At 36.3% G+C, this 17,181-nt stretch carries 15 protein-coding genes; 7 read left to right on the forward strand and 8 right to left on the reverse strand.

All coding sequences use genetic code 11. The features are described 5' to 3' along the window. Positions 1–5: 5 nt before the first annotated feature. Complete coding sequence (gene rpsG, locus FB2170_RS03815) at positions 6–482, reverse strand: 30S ribosomal protein S7 (protein WP_013305195.1); 477 nt, start codon at positions 480–482, stop codon at positions 6–8. Between the two features lie 23 nt (positions 483–505). Next, positions 506–880 carry a 30S ribosomal protein S12 gene (gene rpsL / locus FB2170_RS03820; RefSeq protein ID WP_013305196.1) on the reverse strand — a complete coding sequence of 125 codons (375 nt, stop codon included), beginning with the start codon at positions 878–880 and terminating at the stop codon, positions 506–508. Between the two features lie 409 nt (positions 881–1,289). Here rpsL and FB2170_RS03825 point away from each other — a divergent pair, with 409 nt between their 5' ends. From FB2170_RS03825 to rlmB, 6 genes are all read left to right on the forward strand, one after another. Next, positions 1,290–4,520 (forward strand): SusC/RagA family TonB-linked outer membrane protein, encoded by a 3,231-nt coding sequence (locus FB2170_RS03825; protein WP_013305197.1) that lies wholly within the window; start codon positions 1,290–1,292, stop codon positions 4,518–4,520. Positions 4,521–4,534: 14 nt separating this feature from the next. Beyond that, positions 4,535–6,202: a SusD/RagB family nutrient-binding outer membrane lipoprotein gene (locus FB2170_RS03830; protein ID WP_013305198.1), complete on the forward strand. Its 1,668-nt coding sequence runs from the start codon at positions 4,535–4,537 to the stop codon at positions 6,200–6,202. A 10-nt stretch (positions 6,203–6,212) separates the two neighbouring features. Next, positions 6,213–7,082, forward strand: a complete 870-nt coding sequence (locus FB2170_RS03835; RefSeq protein ID WP_013305199.1) for a hypothetical protein — start codon at positions 6,213–6,215, stop codon at positions 7,080–7,082. Between the two features lie 166 nt (positions 7,083–7,248). Further along, positions 7,249–8,538, forward strand: a complete 1,290-nt coding sequence (locus FB2170_RS03840; protein WP_041632662.1) for an aryl-sulfate sulfotransferase — start codon at positions 7,249–7,251, stop codon at positions 8,536–8,538. A gap of 64 nt (positions 8,539–8,602) precedes the next feature. After that, positions 8,603–9,346 (forward strand): hypothetical protein, encoded by a 744-nt coding sequence (locus FB2170_RS03845; protein WP_013305201.1) that lies wholly within the window; start codon positions 8,603–8,605, stop codon positions 9,344–9,346. A gap of 69 nt (positions 9,347–9,415) precedes the next feature. After that, a complete protein-coding gene (gene rlmB / locus FB2170_RS03850; RefSeq protein ID WP_041633026.1) occupies positions 9,416–10,153 on the forward strand; it encodes a 23S rRNA (guanosine(2251)-2'-O)-methyltransferase RlmB in 738 nt (245 codons plus the stop codon). Here the strand turns inward: rlmB and FB2170_RS03855 are convergent. Continuing rightward, positions 10,150–10,899: a rhomboid family intramembrane serine protease gene (locus FB2170_RS03855; RefSeq protein ID WP_013305203.1), complete on the reverse strand. Its 750-nt coding sequence runs from the start codon at positions 10,897–10,899 to the stop codon at positions 10,150–10,152. The two genes, rlmB and FB2170_RS03855, sit on opposite strands and share 4 nt — an antisense overlap. Before the next feature lie 128 nt (positions 10,900–11,027). Between FB2170_RS03855 and FB2170_RS03860 the strand changes: the two genes are divergently transcribed. After that, positions 11,028–12,305 (forward strand): replication-associated recombination protein A, encoded by a 1,278-nt coding sequence (locus tag FB2170_RS03860; RefSeq protein WP_013305204.1) that lies wholly within the window; start codon positions 11,028–11,030, stop codon positions 12,303–12,305. Here the strand turns inward: FB2170_RS03860 and FB2170_RS03865 are convergent. From FB2170_RS03865 to FB2170_RS03885, 5 genes are all read right to left on the reverse strand, one after another. After that, on the reverse strand, positions 12,302–13,135 hold the full coding sequence (locus tag FB2170_RS03865; protein ID WP_041632663.1) for a hypothetical protein: 834 nt from the start codon (positions 13,133–13,135) through the stop codon (positions 12,302–12,304). The two genes, FB2170_RS03860 and FB2170_RS03865, sit on opposite strands and share 4 nt — an antisense overlap. Before the next feature lie 11 nt (positions 13,136–13,146). Then, positions 13,147–14,580, reverse strand: a complete 1,434-nt coding sequence (locus tag FB2170_RS03870; protein WP_013305206.1) for a DUF5723 family protein — start codon at positions 14,578–14,580, stop codon at positions 13,147–13,149. Next, the gene (locus FB2170_RS03875) at positions 14,577–15,122 is read right to left on the reverse strand and encodes a hypothetical protein (protein ID WP_013305207.1); all 546 of its coding nucleotides are present in this window, start codon (positions 15,120–15,122) and stop codon (positions 14,577–14,579) included. The genes FB2170_RS03870 and FB2170_RS03875 overlap by 4 nt, the downstream gene beginning before the upstream one ends. A gap of 64 nt (positions 15,123–15,186) precedes the next feature. After that, complete coding sequence (locus FB2170_RS03880) at positions 15,187–15,876, reverse strand: YjjG family noncanonical pyrimidine nucleotidase (protein ID WP_013305208.1); 690 nt, start codon at positions 15,874–15,876, stop codon at positions 15,187–15,189. Further along, positions 15,869–17,116: a polysaccharide deacetylase family protein gene (locus FB2170_RS03885; protein WP_013305209.1), complete on the reverse strand. Its 1,248-nt coding sequence runs from the start codon at positions 17,114–17,116 to the stop codon at positions 15,869–15,871. Before FB2170_RS03885 ends, FB2170_RS03880 begins: the two co-directional genes overlap by 8 nt. Between the last annotated feature and the right edge of the window lie 65 nt (positions 17,117–17,181).

The raw sequence follows: 17,181 nt of genomic DNA on the forward strand, positions 1-17,181 counted from the left end.
TCTATCTAGAATCTAAAGTGAGAGAATGCTTTATTTGCTTCGGCCATCTTATGCGTATCAACTCTTTTCTTAACAGCTGCACCTTCTTCTTTTGAAGCTGCCAATATTTCTGCTGCCAATTTTTGAGACATACCTTTTTCGTTTCGTTTACGAGCGAAACTTATCAACCATTTCATGGCGGTAGATATTTTACGGTCTGGCCTGATCTGCATAGGAATCTGGAAGGTAGCCCCACCAACTCTCCTACTTCTCACCTCAACATGTGGCATTACATTGGAAAGAGCATCTTTCCAAAGCTCCAATGCTGTTTTTTCTTCATCAGTATTCTTCTCCTCAACAATATCAATAGCATCATAGAATACACTGAATGCAACTGATTTCTTGCCATCCCACATCATCATGTTCACAAAACGTGTTACCAATTGGTCGTTAAACCGTGGGTCTGGTAATAATGGTCTTTTCTTTGCCTGTCTTTTTCTCATTACTGTCTCTTAAATAGTTATGATTATTTCTTTGGACGTTTTGCACCATACTTAGATCTACGCTGAGTTCTACCTGCAACACCTGCGGTGTCCAATGCGCCTCTAACAATATGATATCTAACACCTGGCAAATCCTTTACTCTTCCGCCCCTTACTAATACTATCGAGTGCTCTTGTAAATTGTGACCCTCTCCTGGAATGTAAGCATTCACTTCCTTTCCATTTGTCAACCTTACCCTTGCAACTTTACGCATTGCCGAGTTTGGTTTCTTTGGAGTAGTCGTATATACCCTAGTACATACACCTCTCCTTTGAGGACACGAATCCAAAGCAGCCGATTTACTCTTCTTAGTAATCGTGGCCCTTCCTTTTCGTACTAATTGTGAAATTGTTGGCATACTATATATATGTATAAAAATTTTACCCTCTGTTTAAGGGCTGGCAAATGTAGTAATATTTCATTATAATTCAAATCCTTCCAAGATTAATTTTAAAGTTTTTTAATCTTCCTCAAAAAACACCTCGCGCTAAGCTATTATGTCACCTCTGATTCAAAAAACACTCTTAGCTTTTTGTAAAAAATCTTGCCTAAAATCACGCTTTATTACATTTTTAACATTTATCGAATCCTATAAATCACATATATTCATTTTTTGTGTACTTTTCTTACACTATTCTCAACGTATAACAAAAAGGACTGAGAAAGTTGTATTATCTAATTCCACTCTTAAAGTTTTATTAAAATTATTTTGGATTATTAACATGAAATTGTGATTTTTGCCGATAGCTAATTCAAATAATTAAAAAATGAGAACAAAATTCAATGGAATCTTAACGCTGCTATTGGCGTTTGTTGTGCACATTTCATTTGCACAAGAGAAAACGATTTCTGGTACAGTTACAGACCAAGACGGTTTGCCACTTCCCGGAGTTAACATCGTTGTAGAAGGTACTACAAATGGTACCCAGACCGATTTTGATGGAAACTATTCAATTAGTGCCGCTGAAGGTCAATCACTTCTTTTTACCTATATAGGTCAAAAAGACATCAGACAAATAGTTGGTGCTGGCAATTCAATGAATGTGCAAATGCAGGAAGATGCACAAGCACTGGAAGAAGTTGTTGTAACGGCTCTTGGTGTTAAAAAGGAGGCGCAATCGCTAGGTTATTCCATCGCAAAGGTTGATGGTGATGAGGTCGCTCAGAAGCCTTCAAGTGACGTTGGTAGACTTCTTCAAGGAAAAGCTGCCGGTGTTAACATTACTGCTTCGAATGGTCTTTCTGGTTCGTCAACCAATATTGTAATTAGGGGATATACTTCTATTACTGGTTCAAACCAACCACTATTCGTAGTAGATGGTGTTCCTTTTGGAAGTGACACTAATAACAATGAAGCCTTTTTCGATAATGCAACTGAGTCAAGTAGATTTTTGGATTTGGATCCAAACAATATTGCTGACATAAATGTATTGAAAGGCCTTAGTGCAACTGCTCTTTATGGAAATAGAGGTAGAAACGGTGTGATCTTGATTACTACCAAAAATGCACAAGGAGGAGATTTTGAAGGTAAAACTACTGTAACAGTAAGTAGCTCTACTTTCTTTAGTAATCCTCACTTACCTGAATACCAACAAGAGTACGGTGGAGGATTCGATCAAGAATTCGGATGGTACTTTAGTAACTGGGGGCCTAGATTTGGAGATACAAATCCAGGTATATGGACTGGTTATTTAAATGAAATCAGAGATGGAAGAGTATTCTTAAATCACCCATTTGCAACTAATACAGTGCCTGCCTATATAACAGGTTACGAGGATTTAGCAGCTGGACAATATGAATACAAAGCCTACCAAAGTGTTCCTGAATTCTTCAGAACTGGTGTTTACACAAGCCAATCTGTTGGAATCAACGGAGGTAATGGAACTACCGGATATAACGTAACATATTCTCGTACTGAGGACAAAAGTTTTGTTCCTGGCAACAGATTAATGAAGAACAACTTTGGTGTTGGTGGTTCTACCAAACTAGGTAAACTTTCTGTTAATGCTAGTTTAAATTATAGTGTTACAGATCTTAACAGCCCTCCAATCGCAGCCTCAAGGGGTTCAGGTGTTGAAGGTGATGGTGCTTCTTTATTCGGAGATTTAATGTATACTCCTAGAAGTGTTGATTTATCTAACATTCCTTATACTAGAGCTGATGGTGGTTCTTTATACTATAGAGAAACAAACAGTATCCAAAATCCAAATTGGACAGTAGAGAACTCTAAGACTGGTCAAAAAGTCGATAGATTTTTTGGAAATGTTTCCCTTAGCTACGAACTCTCTGAAAATTTGAGTGCTTCTTACCGCTATGGTTTGGATATCTATAATGAAGGTTCATTCTATGGCCAACAAAAAGGTGGTATCGACGGTAACGCCTTGGGACTTTATAGAACCCAAAAAATTAGAAACATGATTACTGATCATAATATGAGCATTAATTATGACAAGGATTTGAACGAAAACTTCAATCTAAAATTAGTAGGTGGTTTTAATGCCAACTCAATTTTATTCGAAAGAGATGGTCTTGAGAGTACCAATCAAATTGCTTATGGAGTATTAAAGCACTGGAACTTCACCAATGCTGCATCTTCAAATTCATTTAATGGTATCAACTTCCAGAGAAAAACACAAAACAACACCTATGGTGTTTATGCTGATGTTTCTTTAGGATACAAAGATTTCTTATACTTAAACGGTTCTGTTAGAAATGACTGGACATCAACTTTGGAAAGTGATAATAACTCATTGTTATATCCTTCTGCAAGTGTATCGTTTGTACCTACCAACGCATTTGAAGGTTTGCGTTCAGATGGCAATGGTTTAAACTATCTTAAATTGAGATTTGGATATGGTTCTTCTGCAGGTTTCCCAAGTGTTTATAGTACAAGAAACACCTTATCATTATCGGGAAGAGCGTTTGTGGATGAAAGTGGAAATGTTGTATCTAGTAACACAACATCCAATTTCCTCGGTAACCCTACCTTGGAACCTGAGACAGTATCTGAAATTGAAATTGGTGTAGACACAAGATTCTTAAACAATAGAGTTGGTCTTAATGCAAGTATATTCAAGAAAGAAACTAAAGATTTGATCACTGATAAAGATTTAGATCCTTCAACTGGATATACACTAACAACAATCAATGGTGGAGACATGGAGGTCAAAGGTGTTGAAGTTGATTTAGATTTGCATTTAGTAAAAAGTGTTGACAATGGTTTTAATTGGAAAACAAATGTTAATTTTTATGCAGATGAGTCTTTGGTAACAAGATTACCTGACGGTATTGACCAAATTATCATAGGAAACTTCTTTACTGCGGATGCAAAAAATGCCGCTATTGTAGGTCAGCCATTTGGTGTTTTGATTGGTGATAAAATTGTAAGGGACGATGCTGGAAATAAAGTAATTACAGCTAGTACAGGTGCCTATGTGAACGATACTAATGATGTTCCTATTGGGGATCCAAACCCAGATTGGACTGCTTCTTTAGACAATACTTTCACCTATAAAGGATTCAGTATTGGTGCAACATTAGGTTACAGACATGGTGGAGATATCTTTTCCAAAACAGCTGTAACTTTATTAAGTAGAGGTGTTATAGACTTCCCTTTCGATCGTTTAGGAACATATGTTTTACCTGGAGTAAATCCTGATGGCAATGTTAACACTACACAGATTGGTGCAACTGATATCGCCTTCTCAAACTGGTTAGGTCAAGATGAATTGGAAGTTTGGGATGGTACTACTATTCGACTTCGTGACGTAAGATTGGGTTATTCTTTATCTAGTAAAATGTTAGAGAAAACACCATTCGCAAGTTTATCCTTCACGCTATCTGGTTCTAACTTATGGTATAAAGCTGTTAACTTCCCAGAAGGAGTTAACTTCGACACCAATACGTTGTCTAATGGTGTAGGTAACAACATTGGATTGGAATACTTCTCAGGTCCAAGTTCAAAACGCTATGGATTTAGTATTAAAGCAACATTCTAAAAAAAGAAATAAAAATGAAAAGATTAAGTAAAAAAATAAATTTAGGTTTCGCTGCTTTGATCCTATTACTGGGTGCTGGCAGTTGTGAAACTTTGGAATTAGAGATATTGGACGATCCAAATGCTCTAAATGCCACTACAGCATCTCCGGATTTTTATGTAAATTCTATACAAATTGACTTGAGAGAGTTTTTTGGAGGTGATCATAGTTTTTCCAGTCTCTCAGAGAGAGGTGCAGAAGCTACTCGAATTCTTCATATGTTCGGTCCTTTATATGATAATGCCTATTCACCTGGTAATCATGATTTTGCATGGCGAACAGCATATTCTGGAATTTTGGCCGATGTAGCTAGTTTGGAACCATTAGCTTTGGAGCAAGAACTGTTTATGCATTTAGGTATTGCTCAAGTAGCTGAGGCATATGCTGTGGCCACATTGGTTGATTTCTTCGGAGATGTTCCTTATTCTGAAAGTAATGATGGCGTTTCTTTTAATCCTGTAGCCGACCCTGGTCTACAGACTTATCAAGCGGTGCATGCTCTTTTAGATGAGGCAATTGCCAATTTCAACAAAGATGAATTTTCAAAGCCAGCAAACGATTTCTTTTATGGGGGTAATAAGTCTAAATGGATTAATTTAGCAAATACACTTAAATTGAAATTGTATGTACAATCTAGATTGGTTACCGAAAGTGAGTCTACTTCAGGCATAAATGCTATACTTACAAGTGGTAATTATATACAATCCGCTAGTGGAGATTTCAAATTCCCATATGGAACTACTGACAACAACCCAGACAGTAGGCATCCTATATTTGCCCGAAACTTCGTTGAAGGTACTGGTGTTACAGACTATATGTCTAACACTTATATGGATATGCTTCTTAATGGTAAATCTGTTGAGGATCCTAGAGTAAGATACTATATCTACAGACAACGTAATACAAATGCTCAAAATACTGTAGAACAATCATGTTTCGGTGGCTTACCACCTGCACACATAGGATTTTCAGCTGTATTCTGTAACCTAGTTGACAACCCAGGTTATTGGGGTAGAGATCATGGATATGATTTCGGTATTCCACCTGATACTGGTGCAAGATCTACTTGGGGACTTTATCCTGTAGGGGGTAATTTTGATGACAGTTCTTTTACTGCCATTGCTGATAGAACCATTTCCACCAAAGGTTCTGGATTTGAGCCCATCATGATGTCAAGTTTTGTTGACTTCATGTTAGCTGAAGCTGCTCTAACTATTGGTGTTGATGGTGATCCAGCGGTCTATTTAGAAAACGGAATGAGAGAAAGTATTGGTACGGTCATGTCTTTTAGAGAAGATTTGGTAGATGCTAGCTATGCTCCTACTCCAGCTGAAGTTGATACTTATGTTAATGAAGTATTGGCTAACTTTGCAGCAGCTGATGCTGATGAAAAAATGAACATCATCGCAACGGAATATTGGTTAGCTCTTTGGGGTAATGGTATAGAATCTTACAATACTTATAGAAGAACTGGTAAGCCAGACAATCTTGGACAATTGGTAAGAGAACCTTCTGATAACTTTATGCGATCTTTTTGGTATCCTGACACTTACGTTAACCAAAACTTGAATGCGAGCCAAAAACCAGATGTTTTTCAAAAAGTCTTCTGGGATACTAATCCTGACACAGGTTTCATTTACTAAAAATATAACTATGAAAAAAATTATTTCTTTATTAACAGTGTCCGCACTTATCTTCTCAACTTTTTCTTGTGAAGATGAGGACAAGGACAGATTAGACGTAAATCAAATAACTGGAGGGGCCATCTTAAGGACTTTGTCCTCAGACACACCTCCAATTAACTCAGCTTTTCCAAGTAACTCAAATATGAGTGCTACAGTTGAATTTGATGATTTCTTGAATGATGACACTTTAGAGTCAGTAGATGTTTTCTTGGAATTCATAGATGCAACTCCTGTGAACAATGCCGTTTTGACTTTTCCTGAGGCTCAAATCGCTACTGTACCTGGTAGTGCTTTTACAATGCAAGATGGTAAGTTGTCAACTACTATTACCGCGAACATCGGTGATGCATTAGGAACTTTAGGTATTGATCAATCTGTATTGTATGGTGGAGATGTCTTTTTATTAAGATTAGCTCTTCATACTACAGAGGGACAAACATTCACATCAACTAATGTTGGTACTAAAATTCAGACTAGTTCTGCATTTAGATCACCATTCAGATATTCTGCGGCAGTTGCATGTCCTCCACCAGCTAATTTAGCTGGAGATTGGATTATTGATATGCAGGATTCTTACGGTGATGGTTGGAATGGAGCTTCAATTACGGTTAGTGCTGCAGGTGTTGCCACCGACTATACGATTACAGGTGGTTCTTCTGGCACGGCTACCGTAAATGCCCCAGCAGGTGAATTGTTCACTTTTACATTCAATTCTGGTGCTTGGGATAGTGAAATCACTTATCAGATTACAGATCCGTTAGGAAATGTAGTTGCTGATCATGGACCAACTCCCTCAGTAGGCCCAATTTCATTAACAGTAGATTTCTGTGCTCCATAAGAGTTTCTTAAAAGATATACAATAAATATTGTACTATTAGAAACCGCCCAATTACAATTGGGCGGTTTTTTTATACACTATTATAGAAGTTAGAAAGCATCTACTGTTAAATACTATATTGGTTAAAATGGGATTTTTAAATTGTTGTACTTTTCTTACAAAAACCATGAACTCGACTAAATTCAAATATTACCTTATTGCTTTCCAAGCCATCTTTATATCATGTTCCAGTGATTCGAAAGACGAAACACCAATAGATGAACCTAAATACGAAGTTTTTGAAGGGTCTCTGGGAAAAGTTGAGTATTTTCATCGTAGTAAAGTTGCTGACGGCTATATCTTGGTCAATAATGCCAATGGAGATAGAGCATACCTAATGGATAAAGATGCTGAATTAATCCATGATTTTCCATTGAATGACAAAAAAATAGGTAATGACGTTTTTTTAATGGACAATGGGCAATTACTGGCAAACTTGGAGTCAGACGAACAGAAAATAGGGCTGGGAGGTCAGGGTGGAATAATACAAATCCTAGATGCTGACGGAACCGTACAATGGAATTTTGAATATTCTTCTGATGATCACATATTACACCATGATGCTGAAATGCTTCCGAATGGTAATATTATAGTTCAGGTATGGGAAAGAAAAACTACTCAAGAAGCTAAAGATGCAGGCTCTGAATTGGACTTAGACCTTTTCCCTGATGCAATAATTGAGATTGACACAAGTACCGAGGAAATAGTCTGGGAATGGCACGCATGGGATCATTTGATTCAGGAATATGATGACACTAAAAATAATTATGGAAATATCTCAACCAGTCCTCAAAAAATAAACCTTAATCACGTACTTGATCAGGAGGGAGATATTATGCATGCAAATGGAATTGCCTATGACGCCATTAATGACGTAATTTTTTTAAGTGCCAATTTCTACAGTGAGATTTGGGTTATCGACCATAGCACTACTTCTGCTGAAGCAGCAACTAGCTTGGGAGGAAATTATGGAAAGGGCGGCGACCTTATATACAGATTTGGAAATCCCACAGCTTATAACAATACCCATGGAGAGCGTCTTTTCTTCAATAATCATTTTCCAAACCTTCTAACGGGGCAAGATCAAGGTAATATATTGGTCTTTTCAAATGGTCAAGGCAAAGATCAATCAACAGTATATGAGCTAAAACTGCCTAGAGACTATTCTATTGAAACAAATCAAAATAATGAACCCGAAATTATATGGAGTTTCACCGATCCCGACTTGTTCTCACCAAAAGTATCTGGAGCAGTCAGATTGTCAAATGGAAACACACTTATTACAGAAGGAGATTTTGGCCTTTGGGAGGTAACCCCAGAAGGTGATATTGTATGGAAATTCAGTAACCCAGGGTTTTATTGGAGAGCCTATTCCTATGATAAAACATCACAGGCCATTATCAGTTTAAACCTTTAATTCAACAACATTTACTATCTTTATAGACATTTTGTTTCGTTAATTAAAAATAAATATTGCACATATGAAAAATATTCTAGTAATTCTTTTATGCTTTTTTGCCTATTTTGGCATGGCACAAGCCGATGCCTCTGCGGAAGCCGTAGTAGGAATGGGCATTGGAAATAGTACATTAGCCTCATCATCAGTAATGACTAATACCGTTAGATCTGTTAAACCAGGAACAGTAAATCCTAGTTTTGAAAATATTACGGGATCTGCTTATTTGACTGACTTCTTCCTGCCTTCAAAGCTATATTACGATGGTGAATTCATGAAGAATATCTATTATAGGTTCAATGCCTATAATGGAGAAATTGAAGTAAAGCAAAATTCCACTCCAACTTCATTAAATGTTGCCTCTTTAAACAAGGACAAAAAAATCGCCATCCTTGTGAATAATAATAAAATGAGCTTTAAAACCTTTGTCACTTCTAAGAAGAAGACACTTAATGGTTATCTCATTATGTTATTGGATGGTAAAGATTATGATTTGTACAAGAGAGAATATGTTATTTTTTCTCCTGGACGTGTTTCTACAAATTCGTTTGTAAAGGCTGTCCCAAATAGATTCACCAACTTTACCGAATATTATTTTCAAAAAGAGGGTGTTAATCGAATTGATGAGATTTTACCGAACAATCGTCAATTCTTGAAATTGATTGATAATGATAAACGTGCTGCCCTAAAAGAGTATTTGAAAGAAAATAAATTAAATGCAAAAGAAGAATCTGATTTAATAAAGACCTTTAAGCATTTGAACCAATAGAATTACAATTATTAATCATCTGATGACCATCCCTTAATTATGGGATGGTTTTTTATTTACCTTTATCCAATGGAAAAAATCACCCAGATTTATGGCATAAGAGCCGTTATCGAAGCCATTAATTCAAATGAAACCATAGATAAGGTTTTTGTTCAAAAAGGTCTTAAAGGGGACTTATTTAGAGAATTAGAAGGTTTATTACGTAAAAAAGGGATTGCAGCAGCCTACGTTCCAATTGAGAAACTAAATCGTCTAAGTAAAAATAACCACCAAGGCGTAATTGCCAACATCTCACCAATTGCTTTCTATACAATCGAAAGCCTTGTAGAAAAAGTTCTTGCTTCAAATAATACCCCATTATTTCTCCTTTTGGACCAGCTTTCTGATGTACGTAATTTTGGCGCAATAATAAGAACTGCAGAATGCACAGGGGTAGATGGTATAATTATCCCAAAAAAAGGTGCCGCACCAGTAACGGCCGATACTATTAAAACTTCCGCCGGAGCAGCATTCAAAGTGCCAATTGCAAAAGTTGATCATATAAAAGATGCGGTTTTCTATCTTCAGGCATCAGGAATTTCAGTTACTGTAGCTACTGAAAAAACAAATAATACGATTTATGATGTGCCTTTCAAAGAACCCTGTGCAATTGTCATGGGCTCTGAGGACAGAGGTGTATCACCTTCTGTCATCAAGGCAGCTGACCAGCTGGCCAAATTACCCCTATTAGGAGAAATTGAATCTCTTAACGTTTCTGTCGCCTGCGCTGTGTTCTTATATGAAGTTGTTCGCCAGAGAAGAACTTAGTCTTTGGAATTATCGCCTTTTGCTTTTAGCTGATATTGATATGTGATTTTTATAGAGTTTTCATCACCCTTAAGTTCCTGAGGCTTGGTTTCAATAAAATTCCCTTCCTCGTCAAAATGCTTAAGAAATTCATCAGCCTCTTCATTGTAATCTTCATGTTCCCAATCGAACTTCTTAGCAGTGGGGGTTTCTGTCTTAATCAATATGGCCAACAACAGACCTGTTAAGAAACCACCTAAATGTCCTTCCCAAGAAATACCATCCTTAATTGGGAATATGTACCATAGTAGTCCTCCGTATATAAAAACTACTATTAAGGACAACGCGACTAATCGATAGTATTTAGAAAAAACACCTTTAAAAAAAACAAAACTGGCCAAAACATAGATCAACCCGCTGGCACCAATGTGGTATGATGGCCTTCCAATAGCCCAGGTTAAGATTCCTGATAATAAAACACCGTAAAAAATCACCTTCAGCGATATTTTTCTATAGAAATAGAACAAAGAAGCTGTTAGAATCGCAAGAGGTAGGGTGTTATTATATAAATGCTCGACCGACCCATGGATAAATGGACTAAAAATGACTCCTTTTAATCCCTTTAAGGTTCTAGGGTAAACTCCATATTCGTTTAGGTTTAAATGAAACCTTAATTCCATCCAAAAAACCGCCCAAATCAAAATAACACCCAATAGCGGGGCAACAATGACCGAATTGGTAAACCTAAAATACTTACTTTCAGACATATCTTAAAAATAATGGTATTATAGTCAAAAAACCTACCATAAGAGTAAAACATGATAAATTGTCATTTATCTTAGTTTATTCTAATCCTTTAAAAGTATAAAAGCCAACTTTGTTTTAAATTTATAACATGAATGAGCCATTGGCAGAAAGAGTACGCCCAAAGAGTTTAAAAGAATATATTAGCCAAAACCATTTGGTGGGCGAAGCCGGATCATTGACCCACCAAATCAAAAAAGGAATAATTCCTTCTATAATTCTTTGGGGACCTCCTGGGACTGGAAAAACAACTTTGGCCAATATTATCGCCAATGAAAGCCAAAGACCATTCTATATTCTTAGCGCAATAAATAGCGGTGTCAAAGACATTCGTGAAGTTATTGACAAGGCAAAACAAACCGGAGGGCTTTTCACCGCTAAAAACCCTATTTTATTCATAGATGAAATTCACAGGTTCAGCAAGTCACAACAAGATTCGCTTTTAGGAGCTGTAGAAAAAGGATGGGTAACCCTAATCGGTGCTACTACAGAAAATCCAAGTTTTGAAGTTATTCCGGCCCTTTTGTCAAGATGCCAGGTCTACGTTTTGAATCCTTTTGGGAAAGAAGATCTAGAGTCTCTCCTTTCACGCGCATTAAAACAGGACACATATCTAAAGTCAAAAAAAATAAAACTTAAAGAAACTGAAGCTTTATTACGTTTATCTGGGGGTGACGGTAGAAAATTGTTGAACATTTTTGAATTGGTAATAAATTCGGAAGAATCTGACGCTATAACCGTTACCAATGAATTGGTAATGGCGAGGGTTCAACAAAACACTGTTCTTTATGATAAAGCCGGCGAGCAGCATTACGATATTATTTCAGCCTTCATAAAATCTATTCGTGGAAGTGATCCAAATGGAGCTGTATATTGGTTGGCTAGAATGATTGAAGGTGGTGAAGATGTAAAATTCATTGCCAGAAGAATGCTAATATCAGCTTCTGAGGACATTGGCATGGCGAATCCTACCGCTCTTGTGATAGCCAATAACACTTTTCAAGCTGTGACCACAATCGGTTATCCCGAAGCGCGGATTATACTTAGCCAATGTGCTATTTACCTTGCTACTTCAGCAAAGAGCAATGCCAGCTATATGGCCATAAACAATGCTCAACAAACGGTTAAACAAACTGGTGATTTATCTGTTCCACTACCTCTAAGAAATGCCCCGACCAAATTGATGAAAGACCTAGGTTATGGCAAGGATTACAAATACGCCCATGAATACAAGGACAATTTTGCAGATGAAGAGTTTTTACCCAAAAGCATCACTGGGACAAGCTTTTACAAGCCTGGTAAAAACCAACGAGAAAATGCCATTCATGACTTTTTAAAAAAACGTTGGAAAGGAAAGTATAATCTTTAGAACTTAATATTCAATTCTTCGATATTTAACTTGTCATTCGAGTAATACTCTAAATACCATTTACCATCTTTCTTATATACCAGCCCGTTATCCTGCTCATGCTTTACCGTATAAACATCTTTAACCGAAGTTCTTAATATTTTTAAGCGAATTTTAGGTGTACTATCTACAAGTTGATATCCATCGTTTATTTCCTGGGCATAAAGGATGTTCTCATTCTTTTTTTCCTCAACAACTGTAGTCTCTGAAACTGGAACGGCCTTTTCAATTGTCGAAGCAACAGGCTCATTATTCTTGTAGACTTGTCTTTCAGGCGTCGCAACTTGTTCAACAACCTTTTCCTTTACCCTGTTTTTTGCTTCTTGATTGTTGTCAGGATTCGCCACAACTTTTTCCTTATTTGACGGAACGTATTTATAATCCAAAACTCTTATTGTTTCAAATGCCTCTGTTAAAGCCTCCTTATAAGCATCTTCATAGTCTTTTTCCTTACTACTACCTGTAATAGTAGTCAAAATATGGTTTGAAGAACAGTCCTTTAGCGATATGGACATTTTTGTTGTGAATAAGGAAGATTCATCGTTTATGCCAACTGTCAAGCCCAGACAGCGATTATTGCCCAAATCTTCTGGTAAAGCATCATCATAAACCGCATTGAAACCCTCCTGCGAAAATAAAAACTTGACCAGAGTACTAGATTTATACTGGTTTATTCTTTTAAAGGCATCAAATTTCTTAGGTACAATAATGTATTTGTATTCGTTTAAGTTGTCTTGTGAAAACCCAACAAACATAGTGAGTACAAGTAGAACTAATGGTAGTTTTTTCATAGATTATAATGTCATTTCTTTTCCCAAGATATGATATTTAATCCAAATTGTAAAGAAGCATAATTACTTGCAGCTATGTTCCTATATGCCAATAAATTATCGGCCATCAAATAAAAGTTTATTGGGCCCGCTTGAAAACTTGCACCTAATCCAACATTTGTGAAGGTAAACTTATCAGCTGTATACGTAGTTTTCAGGGCCATAAAATTCCCTAATCTTCTTTGATAAAATGCAGTAATCGCCATTTGCGGGCCTCGAGGTCTATTTATAACATAGAGTTGGCCTCCCAAACTGTTCCTGTACTTGGTAACATTACTACCGCCACCTGAATTCAAATAATCACAATTGCAATCCACTGCACCTTCTTTTGGTTCTCCAAAATTATATCGCAATGAGGCATACAGTTTGGTAGGCCTAAAATTTATGTAACTCTTGGTTGTTTCCTCAAATGGCACCAAAGCCTCCACTTCATCTACTAGATCCTGCCAAAAATCCTGGGTTGGATCTAATAATGCATCTGGTAAAATAATCTCAACGCCCTCTATTGTCGAATTTCCATTTAAGGTAAAATTCTCAATTTCATTGGTATGATAAATAAATCCCAAGTCAAGTAAGCTTCCGGTTAAAACAGTTTGGGGATTTAAATAATACGTAAAACCCAAATCCAATCCCAAACCTAAATTTCCGCCAAAGAGACCCCTTTTCACCAAAGTAGCTGGCACATTATCATTGTCACTTGCAGTTTCAATAGCATTTATACCTGAGGTTCTTAATTGTAGATCTGCACTTAAAGTGCTTGCAAAAATGTTGTTCTGACCTTCGGTTGTAACAAAGTAGCCAGTATTTTTGGAAGAGCCAAAGTCGAAAATACTAGAGTATATTTTCCCTCTAGCTCCTAGAACCAGATTGTTGTTCATTTTTTTATTGAAACCAAAATGAAAAACATTGAGCACCCCTCCCCTTGTCTTTAAATGACCTAGGTCAAATCTTTCATTCAACCTATCTGCATTACCTTCAAAGGCTAATATGGCATAATCCTTTGGCCAATAACTTATGAAATCACCTTCATTATAAACTCCAAAGGAATAAAAAACACTAGGATCCTGCCCTCTAAACCCCCCATTTAAAATATCTATTTGATAAGTGCCACTCAATTCATCCCGTATTGACATTCCGTTAATGACCTTCTCCCTTACTTTCGTATTAAAATCAATTCCGTCATTTGCGAATAAATCATTTACCGATATTCCGTTGGATCCTGCTTGTGCAGAGATTCCTGAAAGTAAAGGAACCCCAGCATACCATTTAAAATCAGTCTCCATACCAGGATTGATCAACAGAGCTTGTGGTATCTCGGTAAAGTCATATAACAATTGCTTGTTTTGACCATGCACAAGAAATCCTGCCCATAAAATGGCTATACATAAGTATTTCCTAACCATCATTTTATTCGCACCGTGAATTTTCCACTACTTTTCAAGCTAATGAGTGGATTGGACTGTGAAGATGTACTCGAATTATCACCAAGATTGGTGGCTGTTAAGAAAATACTAGAGGTATTTCTAATTATATCTATGCTACGGCCAGCGGGACCATAGGCAATCTCTCTTTGCAAAGTAGCGGTGGGTTCGGCATCCATCATAAAGCGTTCAGTATCCAAAACCGCCCCAGCCTCATCCAAAAATTGAATTTCGATTTCGAGAGGTTTACTAGTAGTGTTAGCCACCTCATAGGTTAAAACACCTTCTAGAACCCTCTCAGAGAAAATATCCTCGGCAAACGCATCAAAATTGAAATTTTGGGAATAAGTATTTAATCCTGTAACTAAATTGATAGTTCTTTCAGGAACTTCCATATAAAGAATACTGGCCTCAAAAGTAGGGGTGACACTTAAATCATCGTATTGATTAAAGTCTTGTTCTTCAATACATGAAAACAGTAACATTGAAACAAATACAGCCAATAAATAGGTTCTATTCTTTTTCATCTTACATGACCCTATTTCTACCTTATTAACTAAGGTTCGAGATAATGTTATACAAAGTATAACTCTACAAAAAGCTTTTTATTTCACTTAAATCATGAATCATATGGCAAATTTCATGGTTAGGATCATTATGGGCATTAAAATGCAATGCACGCATACCCACGGCTTTTGCACCAAGAATATCTGCCTCGATACTATCGCCAATCATTATGGAATTTTCAGAAATGGTATTGGCACTATTCAATGCTAGTTGAAATATGATCGGGTTTGGTTTTTTTACGCCCGCCATTTCAGAATTTATAATCTGACCAAAATAGTCTCGTATTTTAGCATTAACCATCTTCTTTTCTTGAATTTCCTGAAAACCATTGGTAATTATATGCAGCTTGTAATTGGGCTTCAAATATTCCAGTATCTCAATGGTATTGGGGAAAAGATGATTGTAAGATGACAAGTATTTGATGTAATCAATGGCCAACTGATCTATTGTAGCATCTTTAACTGGGTATTTTAATTCATCAAAAACTGTTTTTAAACGTTGGTATCTTAGGTCTGATTTTGATATTTTCTCTTCTCTATAAAGTTTCCAGAAAGCTAGGTTTATTGGTATATAAACTTCTAAAAAATCGGATAAATCGATTGTAATACCATGATTCCCAAGTATTCTTTCAAATGTAAGAGCAGAGTTTTTTTCAAAATCCCACAGGGTATGGTCCAAATCAAAGAAAACATCTGAAACTTTGTCTTTATACATGGTAATTCTTAATAATAGTTTTGTAAATATCTTTCCAATTCACATTATGATCCGTACCCAACAGCTCATTTGAGAATACAGAAATAAACTCACCATTTACCATTTTCACTTCTTTATAAAGGGGCTTAACTTTTTCTAAAATATCATTTATAGAATTATCTTCATGAAGGGCATAATCATGAAAAGCAAAAGAATGTACCCTTATGGGTTGTTGTACCTCCATATTAATATCATATAAATAAAAAGGGAATGAAGTGCCCGCCCGAAATCCAATCTCATGGGTATAACCCATTGTATAGTCATCGGTGAATTCAGCTTCTACCAAATTTCTGTACGTTTGAGGTACATCTACCCTATTATATCGCATTCTCGAGTATTCAACTGGCCTATTTATAACACCTGACAAATTCTTTTTTTCTTTTTTAAGCAAATCTGAATCATTAAAAGAACTATATGATGTTGCCAAAGAAACCTTACAATAATCAGCAATCGATTTAATAAGAAACTTAAAACTATTATTGTTTGGTGATACATTCTTGTCATAGGTTGAATATGATGCGAACTGAAAAAAGAACATACATTCAATCTTGAATTGCTTCTTAATATTAATCAAAAACTCAAAATTATTATAAGGATCCTTTTTTGGATTGAACCACACTCCTACCCTTTTGAATAAACGTCTTAGTCTAAAATTACCCAAATCCATTAAAAAACCCGCCAAACTTCTGGTAAACCCTCTATGTGCATAACAATGAGATGTTGAAACATCTATTATCGAAGTATACTTGTATCGCTTCTTTATAATCTCAAGATCAGGAAAACGTTCCAATAATCTATCCAATAGTTTATTTGCCCATATATCCACAACTGGAGTCCTCAAGAAATTATTCCTAAAGGCCAAACTATCTTTTGGTGAAAATCTGCCGTGCATATCCTTCACATGTGGCAAATACTCTTCGTAACGGGACAGCAGGTAAAAACTGGCCGAAAAAATATCAAAAGGAATCGAACTATTCTCGCTAGAAGTAAAAAAACAAGGAACACCCTCCCAATCCAACACATTGATTTGCAAATCGTTTATTCCCTGTTCAAACAACAGGTCGTTGCTTCTTACAAAAAACTCATTTTGCAATGGTTGCTTGGTATACGTAATCTTTGCGCCTGAATGCTTTATAAAATCCTCTACCTTAGTGGTAAACGTAACTTCTATTCCTAAAATCCTGGTAAATACCTGCCGCATAATATAACTTAACCTAGGTGTTATTTTATGGGTGTAAATAAGTAACATTTATTGAAAGGATATTA

Source organism: Maribacter sp. HTCC2170, from assembly GCF_000153165.2.
Classification (GTDB): domain Bacteria; phylum Bacteroidota; class Bacteroidia; order Flavobacteriales; family Flavobacteriaceae; genus Maribacter_A.